Origin of the sequence: Actinacidiphila sp. bgisy167 (genome assembly GCF_965342175.1) — a bacterium.
Classification (GTDB): domain Bacteria; phylum Actinomycetota; class Actinomycetes; order Streptomycetales; family Streptomycetaceae; genus Actinacidiphila.
The window spans coordinates 121,188-137,766 of sequence record NZ_CBDRBL010000006.1 but is presented as its reverse complement, the minus strand read 5'-3'; the positions used below and the strand labels follow the sequence as shown (position 1 = coordinate 137,766).

18 protein-coding genes are annotated in these 16,579 nt (G+C 71.7%); 2 read left to right on the top strand and 16 right to left on the bottom strand.

The window, feature by feature from the left end; translation table 11 throughout:
- From nusB to mltG, 9 genes are all read right to left on the bottom strand, one after another.
- Positions 1 to 413 (bottom strand): transcription antitermination factor NusB (gene nusB, locus ACRWND_RS04275; protein ID WP_431946024.1); only part of this gene is annotated, 413 nt, incomplete at its 3' end.
- A gap of 2 nt (positions 414 to 415) precedes the next feature.
- A complete protein-coding gene (gene efp, locus ACRWND_RS04270; protein WP_431946022.1) occupies positions 416 to 982 on the bottom strand; it encodes an elongation factor P in 567 nt (188 codons plus the stop codon).
- A 54-nt stretch (positions 983 to 1,036) separates the two neighbouring features.
- Positions 1,037 to 2,146 (bottom strand): M24 family metallopeptidase, encoded by a 1,110-nt coding sequence (locus tag ACRWND_RS04265; protein ID WP_431946020.1) that lies wholly within the window; start codon positions 2,144 to 2,146, stop codon positions 1,037 to 1,039.
- 71 nt (positions 2,147 to 2,217) lie between these two features.
- Complete coding sequence (locus ACRWND_RS04260) at positions 2,218 to 2,973, bottom strand: AAA family ATPase (RefSeq protein ID WP_431946018.1); 756 nt, start codon at positions 2,971 to 2,973, stop codon at positions 2,218 to 2,220.
- A gap of 137 nt (positions 2,974 to 3,110) precedes the next feature.
- Positions 3,111 to 4,214 carry a 3-dehydroquinate synthase gene (gene aroB / locus ACRWND_RS04255; protein WP_431946016.1) on the bottom strand — a complete coding sequence of 368 codons (1,104 nt, stop codon included), beginning with the start codon at positions 4,212 to 4,214 and terminating at the stop codon, positions 3,111 to 3,113.
- Positions 4,211 to 4,726, bottom strand: a complete 516-nt coding sequence (locus ACRWND_RS04250) for a shikimate kinase (protein WP_431946014.1) — start codon at positions 4,724 to 4,726, stop codon at positions 4,211 to 4,213. The genes aroB and ACRWND_RS04250 overlap by 4 nt, the downstream gene beginning before the upstream one ends.
- The gene (gene aroC, locus ACRWND_RS04245; protein WP_431946012.1) at positions 4,723 to 5,907 is read right to left on the bottom strand and encodes a chorismate synthase; all 1,185 of its coding nucleotides are present in this window, start codon (positions 5,905 to 5,907) and stop codon (positions 4,723 to 4,725) included. The genes ACRWND_RS04250 and aroC overlap by 4 nt, the downstream gene beginning before the upstream one ends.
- A 140-nt stretch (positions 5,908 to 6,047) precedes the next feature.
- Positions 6,048 to 6,884, bottom strand: coding sequence for a shikimate dehydrogenase (locus ACRWND_RS04240; RefSeq protein ID WP_431946010.1), 837 nt, complete (start codon positions 6,882 to 6,884; stop codon positions 6,048 to 6,050).
- The gene (gene mltG / locus ACRWND_RS04235) at positions 6,884 to 8,089 is read right to left on the bottom strand and encodes an endolytic transglycosylase MltG (protein ID WP_431946008.1); all 1,206 of its coding nucleotides are present in this window, start codon (positions 8,087 to 8,089) and stop codon (positions 6,884 to 6,886) included. Before mltG ends, ACRWND_RS04240 begins: the two co-directional genes overlap by 1 nt.
- On the opposite strand from mltG, the gene ACRWND_RS04230 reads away from it, so the two are divergent.
- Complete coding sequence (locus ACRWND_RS04230; protein ID WP_431946006.1) at positions 8,054 to 8,635, top strand: hypothetical protein; 582 nt, start codon at positions 8,054 to 8,056, stop codon at positions 8,633 to 8,635. The two genes, mltG and ACRWND_RS04230, sit on opposite strands and share 36 nt — an antisense overlap.
- Positions 8,636 to 8,741: 106 nt before the next feature.
- Here the strand turns inward: ACRWND_RS04230 and ruvX are convergent, their stop codons facing one another.
- The 5 genes from ruvX to rpsD form a co-directional block, all read right to left on the bottom strand.
- Complete coding sequence (gene ruvX, locus ACRWND_RS04225) at positions 8,742 to 9,206, bottom strand: Holliday junction resolvase RuvX (protein WP_431946004.1); 465 nt, start codon at positions 9,204 to 9,206, stop codon at positions 8,742 to 8,744.
- 8 nt (positions 9,207 to 9,214) lie between these two features.
- A complete protein-coding gene (alaS, locus tag ACRWND_RS04220) occupies positions 9,215 to 11,884 on the bottom strand; it encodes an alanine--tRNA ligase (protein ID WP_431946002.1) in 2,670 nt (889 codons plus the stop codon).
- Positions 11,884 to 12,174 carry a DUF6167 family protein gene (locus tag ACRWND_RS04215; protein WP_431946000.1) on the bottom strand — a complete coding sequence of 97 codons (291 nt, stop codon included), beginning with the start codon at positions 12,172 to 12,174 and terminating at the stop codon, positions 11,884 to 11,886. Before ACRWND_RS04215 ends, alaS begins: the two co-directional genes overlap by 1 nt.
- 5 nt (positions 12,175 to 12,179) lie before the next feature.
- Positions 12,180 to 12,602, bottom strand: a complete 423-nt coding sequence (locus tag ACRWND_RS04210) for a DUF948 domain-containing protein (protein WP_431945998.1) — start codon at positions 12,600 to 12,602, stop codon at positions 12,180 to 12,182.
- Between the two features lie 256 nt (positions 12,603 to 12,858).
- Positions 12,859 to 13,470 (bottom strand): 30S ribosomal protein S4, encoded by a 612-nt coding sequence (gene rpsD / locus ACRWND_RS04205; protein WP_431945996.1) that lies wholly within the window; start codon positions 13,468 to 13,470, stop codon positions 12,859 to 12,861.
- Positions 13,471 to 13,669: 199 nt separating this feature from the next.
- On the opposite strand from rpsD, the gene ACRWND_RS04200 reads away from it, so the two are divergent.
- Positions 13,670 to 14,383 (top strand): DUF2470 domain-containing protein, encoded by a 714-nt coding sequence (locus ACRWND_RS04200; RefSeq protein ID WP_431946040.1) that lies wholly within the window; start codon positions 13,670 to 13,672, stop codon positions 14,381 to 14,383.
- Between the two features lie 15 nt (positions 14,384 to 14,398).
- On the opposite strand, the gene ACRWND_RS04195 is transcribed toward ACRWND_RS04200, so the two are convergent.
- Complete coding sequence (locus tag ACRWND_RS04195; protein WP_431945994.1) at positions 14,399 to 15,748, bottom strand: replication-associated recombination protein A; 1,350 nt, start codon at positions 15,746 to 15,748, stop codon at positions 14,399 to 14,401.
- Positions 15,749 to 15,792: 44 nt separating this feature from the next.
- Positions 15,793 to 16,437, bottom strand: a complete 645-nt coding sequence (locus tag ACRWND_RS04190) for a vitamin K epoxide reductase family protein (RefSeq protein ID WP_431945992.1) — start codon at positions 16,435 to 16,437, stop codon at positions 15,793 to 15,795.
- Between the last annotated feature and the right edge of the window lie 142 nt (positions 16,438 to 16,579).

Sequence of the window (16,579 nt, the reverse complement as noted above, 5' to 3'; positions counted from 1 at the left end):
CCGGGCTTCAGCTCCTTGAGGCGGGCCAGCAGGCCGTTCACGAACGACGGGGAGTCGTCCGTGGAGAATTCCTTGGCCAGCTGCACGGCCTCGTCCAGGACGACGGCGTCGGGGACGGCGTCCTCCCAGATCAGCTCGTAGGCGCCGAGCCGCAGGATGTTCCGGTCGGCCACCGGCATCCGGTCGAGCGTCCAGCCCACGGCGTGCTTCGACAGCAGTTCGTCGATGCGCCTGGCGTGCTCAGCGTACCCCTCGACGAGCTGCATCGTGTATTCGCTGACCGGCGGCTGCCGGTCGTCGGTCCGGGCGAGCCTGATCCAGTCCGCCATGGCGGTCGTGGGATCGACACCCCGCTGCTCCGCCTCGAAGAGGATCTGGAAGGCGCGCTTGCGGGCCTTGTTACGAGCAGCCACGGTTAGCTGGTCACCCGGCCGAGGTACTCACCCGAGCGGGTGTCGACCTTGATCTTCTCACCGGTGGTGATGAAGAGCGGGACGCCGATCTCGTAGCCGGTCTCCAGCTTGGCGGGCTTGGTGCCGCCGGTGGAGCGGTCGCCCTGCACACCGGGCTCGGTGTACTCGATGACCAGCTCGACCGCGGCCGGGAGCTCGATGTAGAGGGGCGAGCCCTCGTACATGGCGACGACCGCCTCGAAGCCCTCCAGGAGGAAGCGGGCCGCGTCACCGACGACCTCGGGAGCGATGTAGACCTGGTCGTACGTGTCCATGTCCATGAACACGAAGCTCTCGCCGTCCTTGTAGGAGAACTGCATCCCCCGCTTGTCGACGTTGGCCGTCTCGACCTTCACGCCGGCGTTGAAGGTCTTGTCGACGACCTTTCCGGAGAGCACGTTCTTGAGCTTCGTACGGACGAAGGCGGGGCCCTTGCCGGGCTTGACGTGCTGGAACTCGACGACGGACCAGAGCTGGCCGCCGTCGAGCTTGAGCACGAGGCCGTTCTTGAGGTCGTTCGTGGTGGCCACGGTTGCGGAATCTCCTGCACTGCTGCTTCGGGGACCGGGAACCGCGGCCGCCCTCTACAGGGCGAGCAGCTCCTTGGTCGTGATGGTGAGTAGCTCGGGCCCGCCGTCCGCCGGTGGACGAACGACGAGTGTGTCGTCGATCCGGACACCGCCGCGGCCCGGGATGTGGACCCCCGGTTCGACGGTGACCGGCACGCAAGCGTCCAGTTTACCCATGGCCGAGGGGCACAACCGAGGGTCCTCGCCGATCTCCAGTCCGACACCGTGTCCGGTGCTCTCCCCCAGCGCCTCGCCGTGGCCTCCGGACTCCAGCACATGGCGCGCCGCGCGGTCGACGTCGCGGCAGGCGGCGCCGGGCGCGAGGGCCTCGCGTCCGGCCCGCTGGGCCGCGAAGACCAGGTCGTACAGCTCGATCTGCCAGTCCGCGGGCGTGGTGCCGATGACGAAGGTGCGCCCCACCTCGCAGCGGTAGCCGCGGTAGCAGGCACCGAGGCAGACCGTGAGGAAGTCGCCCTCCTCGACGCGCCGGTCGGTGGGCAGATGGCGCGCGGCGCCCGAGTGGGGGCCGGTGCCCACGCAGGTCGGGAAGGCCGGCCCGTCGGCCCCGTGGTCGATGAGGCGGCGCTCCAGCTCCAGGGCCAGGTGCCGTTCGGTGCGGCCCACCAGGATCGACTCCAGCAGTTCGCTGAGCGCCTGGTCGGCGATCTCGGCGGCGATCCGCAGCGCGGAGATCTCCTGCTCGTCCTTGACCAGCCGGAGCTGTTCCACAGCCGAGCCGAGGTCGCGCAGACGGACCCCGGGGGCCGCTCCGCCCACCGCGCGGTGCCGCGCGACGGTGAGGTGGTGCTCCTCGACGGCCAGGGCCTCCGCCCTGCGTTCCGCAGCCAGGGCGGCGGCGGTCACCGCCGGATCGCCCTCGGGGCCGGGCAGGACGACAGCCCGTACGTCGTCCGGGAGCCGGCCCTCGGCCAGGTCGCCGGACGGATGACGGGGGTGGACGAGCACGTCCTCGGGCCCCGGTCCCACCAGCAGGACGGTCCCCGGCGGGGCGCAGCCCGTCAGATAGCGGATGTTGGCGGGACGGGAGACCAGCGCCGCCGCCGATCCGGCCGCCGCGCACCGGTCCCGGAGGCGTTCCCTGCGGGCAGCGTGCACCTCGGACATGTGGCGAGCGTACGTCGCGGTCCGCCGGTCGGCCTGTCGAGAGCTGCCGTGCGGCGGCTGCCGGGCGGGGGCTATCGGGCGGGCGGGCCCAGGAGGCTGCGGGTGACCACGCTGTCCAGCGCGGCGGCGGCAGCGGCCACGTCGAGGTGCGAGTTGTCGATGATCGGCAGCCCGGAGCCGTACCAGCCGGCCATGCGGCCGTGGATGCGGGCCACCTCCTCGTCCGACAGCCGCCGGTTGCCGCTGCGCCGGGCGTTGCGGGCCAGCACGACGTCGAGGCCGGGCAGCAGGACGACGGGCAGCAGGCCCGGCCCGACGTGCCGCTTCCAGCCGCCGAGGCCGACGACCGGACGGTCGGGGAAGACCGCGTCGTCGATGATGCAGGAGATGCCGTTGGCCAGGTAGTTGCGGGCCGCGAAGCCGCAGGTGCGGCGCGCGAGGCGGTACTGCGCCTCGGAGTTGTCGTTCCAGCCGGACTGCGGGTCGGCGAAACCGGAGCGGACCCACTCGCGGACGTCGTCCAGGCTGATGTGGGCGGTCGGCGCGCCCCGGTGGTCCGCCCAGTGCCGGGCGATGGTCGTCTTGCCCGCGCCGGCCGCGCCGATCAGCAGGACGGCGACCGGGCCGGGACCGGGCGCGGTGGGGGGCAGCGGAGCGCCGCCGCTGCCGGCCGTCTGAGGGGGCGGCTGGACCGGGTGCTGCACGGGAGCCCCCGTAGCCATGGGGAAGTGGCCGGTGGTGCCCGGAGGCTGCGGCGGGAGCCCTGGCTGCGCCCCCTGTTGCCCACCGCGCGGTGGCGGCAGCGGCGCACCCACGGGATGCTGCATCGAAGCCACTCCGTCCGTACGAGAGCTTTCAGGTCCGACCGAACGGTACCGTGGGCGACCGCAGTTGTGTGAACGGCCGGGCACCCCCCAAGGTGCCCGGCTGTCCGGAAACCGCGGTCCCGCACTCGTGGCGGCGGCTACGAGGAGACCTCCGCATAGGCGGCGAGGAGCACCCCGGGGTCGGGAGCCTCGAGGACGGTCGGCTTGGCGAGGCCGTCCAGGACGATGAAGCGCAGCCGGTCGGCACGGGACTTCTTGTCCACCTTCATCGTCTCCAGCAGCCGCGGCCACTGGTCGCCGCGGTAGGTCAGCGGCAGGCCGACGGACTCCAGGACGGAGCGGTGGCGGTCGGCGGTGGCGTCGTCCAGCCGGCCGGCGAGGCGGCCGAGTTCGGCGGCGAAGACCATGCCGATGGAGACGGCGGCGCCGTGCCGCCAGTTGTAGCGCTCGTTCTTCTCGATGGCGTGGCCCAGCGTGTGGCCGTAGTTGAGGATCTCGCGCGGGCCCGACTCCTTGAGGTCGGCCGAGACCACCTCGGCCTTGACGCGGATGGCGCGCTCGATCAGCTCGGCCGTGTGCGGGCCTCCGGGACCGCGGGCGGCGGCCGGATCCTGTTCGATCAGGTCCAGGATCACCGGGTCGGCGATGAATCCCGCCTTGATGATCTCGGCGAGTCCGCTGACGTAGTCGTTGACCGGCAGCGACTCCAGGGCCGCGAGGTCGCAGAGCACCCCGGCGGGCGGATGGAAGGCGCCGACGAGGTTCTTGCCCTCGGCGGTGTTGACGCCGGTCTTGCCACCGACCGCGGCGTCCACCATGCCGAGCACGGTGGTCGGCACGGCGACCCATCGGACCCCGCGCAGCCACGTCGCCGCGACGAACCCGGCGAGATCGGTGGTGGCGCCGCCGCCGACGCCGACGACGACATCCGTCCGGGTGAATCCCGACTGGCCGAGCGCCCGCCAGCAGTACGCCGCGACCTCGGCGGTCTTGGCCTCCTCGGCGTTGGGCACCTGGATGGCGACGGCCTCGTAGCCCTGCTCCGCAAGGTCCTCGCGCAGCGCCTGGCCGGTGGCCTCCAGGGCCTCGGGGTGGATGACGGCGACCCGGGCCGCCTTGTCCCCGATCATGCCGGGCAGCTCGCCGAGCAGTTGCCGGCCGACCAGCACCTCGTACTGCTCAGTGCCCTCACTGCCCCCGACCCGGATGCGGACGGGGGTGTGGGCGGCGTTCTCCGTCATGCGTTCTTCAGCTCCAGTGCGTCCAGGACGGCCTCCGCGACGTCCTCGGGGGTCCGGGCTCCCGTCTCGACCACGGCGCGGGCGACCTCGGTGTACAGCGGGCGGCGCGCCTCCATCAGCTCGCGCCACTGCCGCCGCGGGTTGACGGCGAGCAGGGGTCGGGCGGTGTCGAGGCCGACGCGCTTGACCGCCTCGGCGACGTCCATGTCGAGAAAGACCACGGGCAGCCCGGTAAGGAGCCGGCGGATGCGCTCGTCGAGGATCGCGCCGCCGCCGAGCGCGAGCACGCCCCGGTGCTCGGCGAGCGCCACACGGACGGCTTCCGCCTCCAGCGCGCGGAAGTGCTCCTCTCCGTCCTCGACGAAGATGTCCGCGATCGACCGGCCCTCGGCCTCGACGATGTCCGCGTCGGTGTCGCGGCAGGTCGTGCCCAGCCGCTGGGCGAGCAGTTCGCCGACGGTGGTCTTGCCGACCCCCATCGGGCCCACCAGGACGACGACCGGCGCGCTCACCGGATCGCCAGGTTCTCGAGGTAGCCGCGCACGTTGCGGCGGGTCTCGGTGACGCTGTCCCCGCCGAACTTCTCCGCGACCGCGTCGGCCAGGACCAGGGCGACCATCGCCTCGGCGACGATGCCCGCGGCCGGGACGGCGCAGACGTCGGAGCGCTGGTGGTGGGCGTGGGCGGCCTCGCCGGTGGCCACGTCCACGGTGGCCAGAGCGCGCGGCACGGTGGCGATGGGCTTCATCGCGGCCCGTACCCGCAGCAGTTCGCCGGTCGTCAGGCCCCCCTCTGTGCCTCCCGAGCGGCCGGTGGAGCGGCGGATGCCGTCCTCGGTGGACACGATCTCGTCGTGCGCCTTGGAGCCGGGGACGCGGGCGAGGTCGAAGCCGTCACCGACCTCGACGCCCTTGATGGCCTGGATGCCCATGAGGGCGGCGGCCAGCCGGGCGTCCAGCCGGCGGTCCCAGTGCACGTGGCTGCCGAGGCCGACCGGCACACCGTAGGCGAGCACCTCGACGACACCGCCGAGCGTGTCGCCGTCCTTGTGGGCCTGGTCGATCTCGGCGACCATCCGCTTGCTCGCGTCGGCGTCCAGGCAGCGCACGGGGTCGGCGTCGAGCCGCTCGACATCCTCGGGGGTGGGGTACACGCCGTGCGGGGCCTTGGCCGCGGCGAGCTCCACCACATGGGAGACGATCTCGATGCCGGCCGTCTCCTTGAGGTAGGAGCGGGCCACCGCGCCGAGGGCGACGCGGGCGGCGGTCTCACGGGCGGAGGCGCGCTCCAGGATCGGCCGGGCCTCGTCGAAGCCGTACTTCTGCATGCCGGCGAGGTCGGCGTGGCCGGGGCGCGGCCGGGTCAGCGGGGCGTTGCGGGCGAGCCCGGCGAGGACCTCGGGGTCCACCGGATCGGCCGCCATGACCTGCTCCCACTTGGGCCACTCGGTGTTCCCCACCATAATCGCGACCGGGGAGCCGAGGGTGAGACCGTGGCGCACTCCGCCGAGGAAGGTGACCTGGTCCTGCTCGAACGTCATCCGGGCACCGCGGCCATAGCCGAGCCGCCGCCGCGCGAGGTGCTCCGCCACCATCTCGGTGGTGATCGGCACACCGGAGGGGAGACCCTCCAGCGTCGCGACGAGTGCGGGGCCGTGCGACTCCCCCGCGGTCAGCCAGCGCAACCTGCTCAACGGTGCTCGCTCCTTCATCATCGCCCGGGCGCCGTGGGGCGGACCGGACCATCCGTGCGTTATCCGATCCTCGCACGTCCGGCGGCGTAGGCGGCGCGCGGTCCGCTGGACGGACGGCGCCGTGGGCTTCCCGAAGCCGCTCAGGAGCGGTGCAGCGCCGCCTCTCCGGCCGCCCGCATGGCGGCCAGGGGGGCTGGGCCGCGGCCGGTCATCAGCTCCACCTGCAGCACCGCCTGGTGCACCAGCAGGTCGAGCCCCCCGACGACGGCCCCGCCGCGCCCCGCCCACGCAGAGGACAGTGCGGTGGGCCACGGGTCGTACAGCACGTCGAAGAGGGTGCCGGGCCGCTGCGGCACGGCGGCGGCAAGCGCGTCCGCGGTGCCCGCCGGTGTCGTGGAGATCACCAGGGGCGCGGTGAGGGCCTCGGCGGCGTCCTTCCACTCGGCCGTCCGCACGGCCACCCCGAGCCGCTCGCCCCACTGCCGCATCTCGGCGGCGCGGGTTTCGCTGCGCACGTACGCGGTGACCTCCCCGTCGCAGATCTGCGCCAGCGCGGCCAGCGCCGAGGAGGCGGTCGCCCCCGCGCCGAGGACGGCGGCGGAGCCGACGCGTCCGACACCGCGCTCGCGCAGCGCCGCCACCATGCCCGGGATGTCGGTGTTGTCGCCCACGCGGCGGCCGTCCTCGGTCAGGACCAGGGTGTTGACGGCCTCCACGGCTGAGGCGGTGTCGCTGATCTCGTCGAGCAGCGGGATGACCGCCCGCTTCAGGGGCATGGTCAGCGAGAGACCGGCCCACCGCTCGCCGCTTTCGGCGAGCCCGGCCAGGAAGCCGGGCAGCGCGGCCTCGTCGACCTCGAAGCGGCCGTACGTCCAGTCGGTCAGGCCGAGTTCCGCGTAGGCGGCGCGGTGCAGCACCGGGGACAGGGAGTGCGCGATCGGCGACCCGAGGACCGCCGCGCGCGTTCCGTCGCTCATCAGCCGCCGTGCTCCCGCTGGTACCGGTTGAACTCCTCGACGTTCTTGTCGTGCTCGGCCTGGCTCTTCGTGAAGCGCGTGTCACCCGGCTTGACCGTCACGAAGAACAACCAGTCGCCCTTCGTCGGGTGGAGTGCCGCGTCGACGGCCTGGTGCCCGGGGTTCCCGATCGGACCTGGCGGCAGGCCCTTGTGGTTGTACGTGTTGTACGGCGACGGGTCCCTGGTGTCGGCCTTGGAGGTGTTGAGGGTGCTCCGGCCCTTGGCGTAGTTGATGGTCGAGTCGAATCCCAGTGGCATGTACTCGTCCAGCCGGTTGTAGATGACCCGCGAGACCTTCCCGAACTCGTGGTCCTCCTTCGCCTCGGCCTGCACCAGACTGGCGATGGTGACGACCTCGTGCGGCGTCATCCCCACCTTCTTCGCCTGGTTCACCAGGTCGTCCCTGGTGTACTCCGCGTTGGCCCGCTTGACCATCTGCTTGAGGAGGTCCACGGGTTTGGAGTCCTTGCCGACGCTGTACCGCGAGGGGAAGAGGAAACCCTCCAAGGGATCCGAGATCGCGGGGCCGTCGTCCGCCCACTCGGGCAGCCCCAACGAGTCCACCTGCTCCTTCGCGACCTTGGCCGTGGCGCCCTTGTCGAGGCCCAGCTTGGCGTCGATCATCTGGTAGATCTGCGTGTCGCGCAGGCCCTCAGCGATGATCAGGACGTTCTGCGACTTGGGGTCGAGCATCATCGTCACGGCACTGGAGGCCGACATCTCCTTGTGCAGCACATAGACGCCCGCCTGGATGGTGCCGCCCTTGGGGTTGTTGGCTACAGCCGTGGTGAAGGCGTCGACGCTCTTGACCACGCCGGCCCGCTTGAGGATGTTGCCGATCTGGATGCCGCTCGCGCCCTGCGGGACCTCGATCTGGACCTCGCCGCTGCCCTGCCCCGCGAAGTCCGGCGGCGGGCCGAAGTTGCTCTGGTAGTAGCGGTAGCCGAACCAGCCGCCGCCCGCGATGCCGCCGCCGAGGACGACCAGCACCACGAGGCACGCCACGCCGGAGCGCCGCTTCTTGCCGCCCGTCCCGCCCTTGCCGCCCTTGCCCGCGCGGCCGCGCCGGTCGTTGCGGCCGGACTGCGGCTCGTCCTCCTCGTCGTCGTCCGCGCCGGAGAAGAAGGAGTGGTCGTCGGCGGCGCCCGCCTCGTCGTCCCACAAGGGGGCGTCCTGCTCGACCGGTCGGGAGCGCTGGGCCTGCTGCTGTTGCAGCGACTGGTGTTGCGCCTGCTGCGGCTGGTGGGCCTGCTGGTACTGCTGCTGTTCCGGATGCCGCTGGTCGGGCCGCTGCGGCGGCGGGTACCCGTCCTGCCCGTAGTAGTCGGGCTGCTGCTGGCCGCCGTAGCCGTCGTGGCCGTAGCCCGCCGGGGCGCCCCAGGAGTCGTACTGCTGCTGCTGAGGGTCGTACGGGTGCTGCTGCTGACCGGTGCTGCCGTACGGGTCCCAGCCACCCTGCTGCTGGTACTGAGGGTGCTGTTGCTGCTGGGGGTGCTGTTGGTGCTGAGGGTGCTGGGATTGCTGCTGGTACTGGGAATACTGCTGCTGCTGCTGCTGCTGCTGCTGTTGTTGCTGCTGCTGCTGTTGTTGTTGTTGCTGAAGGTGCTGCTGCTGCGCCCATTGATCACCGAAGAGAGGGTCTTCGGGGTGCCATGCTTCGGAGCCCGGGCTCCGGCCATAGTCAGTCATCGATCCCCTACGGTTCGGTGAGGCGGCAGCAGGCCGGCGCTTGATCGGCGCGGGCGGGTCCCACCGCCCGCACCCACGTTTCTCACTGTGGTGGCACCGTGCTGCGCGGAACGTTACCGTACCGCGATCAGATAAGCGGTTCGACGCTCTCACCCGGTTCTTTACCAGACACCCGTTCGGTCTCGAGCGCGCTCTGCAGGATGACCACGGCCGCCGCCTGATCGACGACGGAACGTCCCTTCTTCGCCTTGACGCCCGATGCGCGCAGGCCCTGCGTCGCCGTCACGGTGGTCATCCGCTCGTCCACCAGGCGCACCGGAACCGGGGATATGATCTGCGCCACATCCTGGGCGAAGCCGCGGGCCTTGGCCGCGGCCAGCCCCTCCCGCCCGTTGAGCGAGCGGGGCAGGCCGACCAGAACCTCGATCGGCTCGTACTCCTCGACGATCTGCGCGATCCGGCGGCGCGCGGCCGGGACGTCCCGGCCGGGCACCGTCTCGACGGGTGTGGCGATCAGCCCGTCGGGGTCGCACGAGGCGACCCCGATGCGGGCGTCCCCGACGTCGATCGCGATCCTGCGACCCCTGCGCATCGCCGGCCTCAGGCCGTCTCGGCGACCAGACGCTGCACGGCGGCGATGGCCTCGCCGACCGCGTCGGCGTTCTGGCCGCCGCCCTGGGCGACGTCCGGCTTGCCGCCACCGCCGCCACCCAGGGTCTTGGCGGCGGTGCGGACGAGCTCGCCGGCCTTCAGGCCGCGCTCACGGGCCGCCTCGTTGGTGGCGATGACGGTCAGCGGGCGGTCGCCCGCCACGGCGAACAGGGCCACGACGGCGGCGCGGCCGCCGCCGATCCGCTGGCGGACGTCCAGCACGAGCTTGCGCAGGTCGTCGGCGCCGGTGCCGTCCGGGACCTGACCGGTCACCACGGCGACGCCCTTGATGTCCTCGGCGGACTCGGCGAGGCCCGCGGCGGCCTGCAGGACCTTCTCGGCGCGGAAGCGCTCGATCTCCTTCTCGGCCTCCTTGAGCTTGGCGAGCATGCCGGAGATCTTCTCCGGGAGCTCCTCCGGACGGCCCTTGACCAGCTGCTGGAGTTGGGCGACGACCGTGTGCTCACGGGCCAGGAAGTTGTAGGCGTCCACGCCGACCAGGGCCTCGACCCGGCGCACGCCGGAGCCGATCGAGGACTCGCCGAGGAGCTTCACCAGGCCCAGCTGGGCGGTGTTGTGGACGTGCGTGCCGCCGCAGAGCTCCTTGGAGTAGTCGCCGATCGTCACGACGCGCACCCGCTCGCCGTACTTCTCGCCGAACTCGGCGATGGCGCCCTGCTTCTTGGCCTCGTCGATGCTCATGATCTCGGCGGTGACGTCGAGTTCCCGGGCGAGCACGGCGTTGATCTTCTGCTCGACGTCGGTCAGCACGCTTCCCGGCACGGCGGCCGGCGAGCCGAAGTCGAAGCGGAAGCGGCCAGGGGAGTTCTCAGAACCGGCCTGGGCGGCGGTGGGGCCGAGGGCGTCACGCAGCGCCTGGTGGGTCAGGTGGGTGGCGCTGTGGGCGCGGGCGATGGCCCGGCGGCGGCCGAGGTCGATCTTGGCGAACGCGCCGGAGCCGATGGTCACCTCGCCGACCTGCACGCTGCCCTTGTGCACGGTGACGCCCGGCACGGGCTGTTGCACGTCGCGGACCTCGATGACGGCGCCCGAGTCGGTGCGGATCCGGCCCGTGTCGGCGAGCTGGCCGCCGCCCTCGGCGTAGAAGGGGGTCCGGTCCAGGATGACCTCGACCTCGTCGCCCTCGTTGGCGGCCGGCGAGGGGACGCCGTCGACCAGCAGGCCGACGACGCTGGCCTCGCCCTCGTTGTCGCTGTAGCCGGTGAAGACGGTGCTGCCGGCCGTGTCGGCGATCGAACGGTACGCCGACATGTCGACATGGCCGCTCTTCTTCACCAGGGCGTCCGCCTTGGCGCGGTCCCGCTGCTCCTTCATCAGGCGGCGGAAGCCGTCCTCGTCCACCGACAGACCCTGCTCGGCGGCCATTTCGAGGGTGAGGTCGATCGGGAAGCCCCAGGTGTCGTGGAGCAGGAAGGCCTTGTCGCCGGGCAGCACTCCGGAGCCGGCGGCCTTCGCCTCGGTGACGGCGGTGTCCAGCACATTGGTGCCGGCCTTCAGCGTCTTGAGGAAGCGGGACTCCTCGGCGAGGGCGACCGTCTCGATGCGCTTGCGGTCCTCGACGAGCTCCGGGTACTGCTGGCCCATCGTCTTGATGACGGTGTCCACGAGGTCCCCGACAACGGCGTCCGTGGCCCCGAGCAGCCGCATGTTGCGGATGGCGCGGCGCATGATGCGGCGCAGCACATAGCCGCGGCCCTCGTTGCCGGGAGTGACGCCGTCGCCGATGAGCATGACCGAGGTGCGCATGTGGTCGGCGACGACGCGCAGCGAGACGTCGGACTCGTGGGCGGCGCCATAGGCGACGCCGGTGAGTTCGGTGGCCTTGTCGATGACGGCGCGCAGGGTGTCGGTCTCGTACATGTTCTGCACGTCCTGCAGGATCATGGCGAGACGCTCGAGACCGAGGCCGGTGTCGATGTTCTTGGCGGGCAGGTCGCCGAGGATCGGGAACTCCTCCTTGCCGCTGCCCTCCCCGCGCTCGTACTGCATGAAGACGAGGTTCCAGATCTCCACGTACCGCTCGTCGTTGACGGCGGGGCCGCCCGGGGCGCCGAACTCGGGGCCGCGGTCGTAGTTGATCTCGGAGCACGGACCACAGGGCCCGGGGACGCCCATGGACCAGAAGTTGTCCTTCATGCCCAGACGCTGGATGCGCTCGGCGGGCACGCCCACGACCTCGCGCCAGATCCGCTCGGCCTCGTCGTCGTCCTTGTAGACGGTGATCCACAGCCGCTCGGGGTCGAGGCCGTAACCGCCGTCCGCCACGGGAGTGGTGAGCAGCTCCCAGGCGAGCTTGATGGCCCCTTCCTTGAAGTAGTCGCCGAAGGAGAAGTTGCCGCACATCTGGAAGAACGTGCCGTGCCGCGTGGTCTTGCCGACCTCTTCGATGTCGGGCGTGCGGACGCACTTCTGCACGCTGGTGGCGCGCGGGAAGGGCGGCTTGACCTCGCCCAGGAAGTAGGGCTTGAACGGGACCATGCCCGCGGGCACCAGAAGGAGCGTCGGGTCGTCGGCGATGAGCGACGCCGAGGGCACGACGGTGTGCCCGCGCTCCTCGAAGAAACGCAGCCAGCGGCGGCGGATTTCTGCCGACTCCATCAGTGTTCGTCCTTCCGGTGGTGGTACGAGATCGCCGGCCGCGGGGCCGGCATGTCGAGGTCGGGGGCCGTGCGGCCCAGTGCGTCGTTGAGCTGTTCCTCGCGCTCGGCCATGCCGGCGCGGACGTCCTGCGCGAAGGTGCGCAATCGGCCCCCGGCCTCGAGGGCCTTGTCGGCCGCCTTCGCGGCGAGGCTTTCGGGGGTCAGGCTGCGGATCTTGCGATGGACCTTGTTGGTGGCCCACACCCCGGCTGCGGCACCGGCGGTGAACCAGAAGGCACGGCGGAACATGCAGGTCAGCCCCTTGGTTTGCGGCTGCGGGCGGACGGGAGCGTCCGGCCGACGACCACGGTGCGCTTCTTGCCCGCGCCCTTGGTCTGGAGGGTGACCGCGCGCCGTACGCCGTAGCCGAAGGCCGCGACCTTCACGAGGGGGCCTCCGAAGGCGGAGGCGACGGTCGTGGACAGGGCGGAGGCGTTGGCGGTCACCTCGGCGACGTCGGAGGTGATGGTGTCCACGCGGGCCAGCTGGGCGTGGGCCGCGCGGACCGCGTCGGAGGCCTCGCCCAGCAAGGGCACGGCCTGGTCGGTCACCTCCGCCACCAGTCGGGTGGCCTCACGGAGAGCCTGGGCGAGACGCACGAGTGCCACGGCGAGGAACGACACCAGGATCGCCCAGAAGACGGCCACGATGAGGCCGGCCACCTCTCCACCGGACACGTCGCCACTCCCTCGGATCCACCGCGCCACACCAGGTACCGATCAGATACCGACCTTATCGCGACAGGCGGCGCGCTCCGTACCGCGTTGCGGGCCGGTGCCGCCCGCGACCGTCCTCGCCCGACCGGACCCGGCCATACCTTCCGTTCATCGGCCCGCACCCTGCGTCGCCCTCGGGCGGGGAACGCGAAAGCCCCGGCGCCCCGCCGGAAGAGCGGGGCGCCGGGGCTGACGTGCGCGCCGGGTGCGGCAGGCGTCAGCGAGCGTAGTACTCGACGACGAGCTGCTCGTCGCAGATCACGGGGACCTCACGACGGTTCGGCAGGCGGTCCAGGCGGAAGGCCAACGCCTGCAGGTTGACCTGCAGGTACTTCGGGGTCTCGCCCTCGCCGGCCCAGCCGCCCTCGCGGGCGACCTGGAACGGGGTCTTGGAGCGGGAGCGCTCGCGGACCATCACGACGTCGTCGGGGGCGACGCGGTAGGACGGCTTGTCGACCTTGTGGCCGTTGACCTCGATGTGGCCGTGGACGACCATCTGACGGGCCTGGTAGATGGTGCGGGCCAGGCCGGCGCGCAGGACGAGGGCGTCCAGGCGGCGCTCGAGCTCGACGATCAGGGCCTCGCCCGTCTTGCCGCTGACCTTGCGGGCGCGGTCGTAGGCGCGGACCATCTGGCGCTCGGAGATGTCGTACTGCGCGCGCAGACGCTGCTTCTCCAGCAGTCGGACCTTGTAGTCACTGTTCTGCTTGCGGCCACGGCCGTGCTCGCCCGGCGGGTAGGGACGGGCCTCGAAGTACTTGACGGCCTTCGGCGTCAGGGCGATGCCGAGGGCACGCGACTTCTTGACCTTGGGACGCGACTGGTTCACGTTTCCCAGACCTCCATGTAAGTTAGGTAAGGCTTACCTTAGCGAAGGAGATCGTATGTCGCGCCCTGGGAACACCACGCGCATCACAGACAGTGCCAGCGCCGCACAGGGCGCCGTCGACGCCTCAGCGGGCGCCGACATGACGGAGGTCCGATCAGCTCATGGTCAGCCGCGTCCCGACGGGCATGAAACCGCCCGACTGCCGTCAGCAGCCGAGCGCACACGAACTCTCGTACAGAGTACCGCCTCCGCCATCCTGGTGATTCCCGGCCTGGTGCCCGACCTCCCCGAACTGATGGTTCCCGAGGGGCGCACCGTCGGGGCGGACGGGGACCTCTTCCTGCTGCTTCCCGCGGAATCGCCCGCCGTCAGGGCCGCCGCCCGCGCCGAGGACGACGAGCTCACGGCTGTGCTCGACATCACGGACGTCGCCCCGGTCGCGGTGCCGGGACGCATCCGCGGCCGCGCCTGGATCGCGGGCTGGCTCACCGCTGCGCGCGACCTGCCGGCTCCTGCCGGGAAGGCGCTGCTGCGGCTGGAGGTCGGCGAGGCGTCGGTGGACGACCTGTGGGGCGCGGAGGCGGTGGAGCCGGACGAGTTCGCCGCGGCCCGCCCCGACCCCCTCGTCGACCACGAGGCCGACCTGCTGCAGCACCTCGCGGCCGCCCACGCCGACCAGGTGGGATGGCTGTGCGCGCTTGCGGGAGGCGCCGGCGCCTGCCGCGGCGAACCGACCGCCGCGGTGCCGCTCGCCCTGGACCGCTTCGGCCTGCGGGTGCGCTTCACCGGCGCGGACGGCACCTTCGACGCCCGCTTCGAGTTCCTGGAGCCGATTCGCGGCCACGCCGACCTGCACCGCGCCATGCACACGCTCTTCGACGCCGCGCGCGAGGCCGCCGCACGCGAGCGCTGACCCCACGACGGCCGGCTACTCCCCCGCCAGCCGCTCCCTGACCCGCTCCAGCACATCGGCGTACCGCGCCTCGGCCCCGTACCGGGTCGGCTCGTAATAGCGCCGACCGTGGATCTCGTCCGGCGCGTACTGCTGGGCCGCGATGGCGCCGGGAAGATCGTGCGGATACTGGTAGCCCTTGCCGTGGCCGAGCTTCGCGGCGCCCTTGTAGTGACTGTCGCGCAGATGGGCCGGGACCGGGCCGGCCTTGCCGGCGCGTACGTCGGCCAGGGCGGCCCCGATGGCCGTCGTCGCCGCGTTGGACTTGGGGGCGAGGGCGAGCGCGATCGTGGCGTGGCTGAGGGTCAGCGCGGCTTCCGGGAAGCCGATCATCGCCACCGCCTGGGCGGCGGCAACCGCCGTGGGCAGCGCGGTCGGGTCGGCCAGGCCGATGTCCTCGCTGGCGGAGATCATCAAGCGGCGGGCGATGAACCGCGGGTCCTCCCCCGCCTCGATCATGCGGGCCAGGTAGTGCAGGGCGGCGTCCACATCCGAGCCGCGGATGGACTTGATCAGCGCGCTCGCCACGTCGTAGTGCTGGTCGCCGTCGCGGTCGTAGGTCACGGCGGCGCGGTCGACGGTCTCCTCGAGGGTGCTCAGGGAGATCTCCGGCTCCCCCTTGGCCAGGGCCGCGCCCGCGCCCGCCTCCAGGGCCGTCAGCGCCCGGCGGGCGTCCCCGCCGGCGATCCGCAGCAGGTGCTCCTCGGTGTCCTCCGGCAGGGTGACCGCGCCCTTCAGGCCGCGCTCGTCGGTGAGCGCCCGGCGCAGCAGGCCGCGCAGGTCGTCGTCGGTCAGCGGCTCCAGAGTGAGCAGGAGGGACCGGGACAGCAGCGGGGAGATGACCGAGAAGTACGGGTTCTCGGTGGTGGCGGCGATCAGGGTGACCCAGCGGTTCTCCACCGCGGGCAGCAGGGAGTCCTGCTGTGCCTTGCTGAAGCGGTGGATCTCGTCCAGGAAGAGCACGGTGTCGCGGCCGTAGCCGCCGGACTCCCGCTTGGCGCTCTCGATGACCGCGCGGACCTCCTTGACGCCCGCGGTGATCGCCGAAAGCTCGACGAAGCGCTTCTTGGTGGCGTGGCTGACGACGTAGGCGAGGGTCGTCTTGCCGATGCCGGGCGGGCCCCAGAGGATCACCGAGGACGGTCCCGCCGGTCCGCCGCCGCCCTCGCCGACCAGGCGCCGCAGCGGCGAGCCGGGGCGCAGCAGATGGCCCTGCCCCACGACCTCGTCGAGGGTGCGCGGGCGCATCCGTACGGCCAGCGGACTGCCTCCGGGCTCCCTGGACTGGCGTTCCTCTGCGGCGGCGGTGAACAGGTCGGGCTCCACGGCAATGAAGCCTATGCCACCGCGCCGACAGCGCGGCGCCGCCGTCAGATCAGGGTGCTCCAGTACGTCCACCAGCGGGTCAGGATCGCCACCGCGATCACCCCGTACCAGAGCACGGGGACGACCCAGTGGAACTCCAGGACGAGGTCGCGGACCCGGGCGGGCGCCGGGATGATCCGGTGCTTGAGGTTGTGGACGAGGGTGTACCAGAACAGCGCGATGGTCACGACCCAGGCCAGCGAGCACCACAGGCACAGCGAGCCGATGTTGTACAGCGACTGGTACTGCAGCCACGTCACGAAGCAGACGCCGAAGAGCGTGCCGGCCTGCAGTCCGAGCCAGAACCACCGGCGGTACCGGGCGCCGGCCAGCATCCCCACGGCAAGAGCGACGACGACGGGGTAGGCGACCATGCCGATCATCGGGTTGGGGAAGCCGAAGGCCGCCGCCTGCTCGCTCTTCATGATGTTGCCGCAGGAGATGATCGGGTTCAGGCTGCAGCCGGGGACGAAGTTCGGGTCCTCCAGCAGCTTGAACTTGTCGATCGTGATGACCCACGAGGCGAGCAGGCCGAGCGCACCGCAGACCGCGAGCAGCCAGGTGAAGGCCTTGCCCGCGCCGATGAGTCCGTCCGCGGACTCCTGGCTCCCGCTGTCCGTGCGAGCCGCGTCAACCGCCGTAGTCACCATGTCGCCGTTTCCGTGGGTCGGGGATGTGCCGCACTGCCCAACGCGCCGAACCCGCAGGAAGTGCCGGGTCCCATGGTGCCGTGTCACCCACGCGAGGGACAACGGCAGGGCGGGCGAGTGGAGTTCGACCGCGTACCGTACC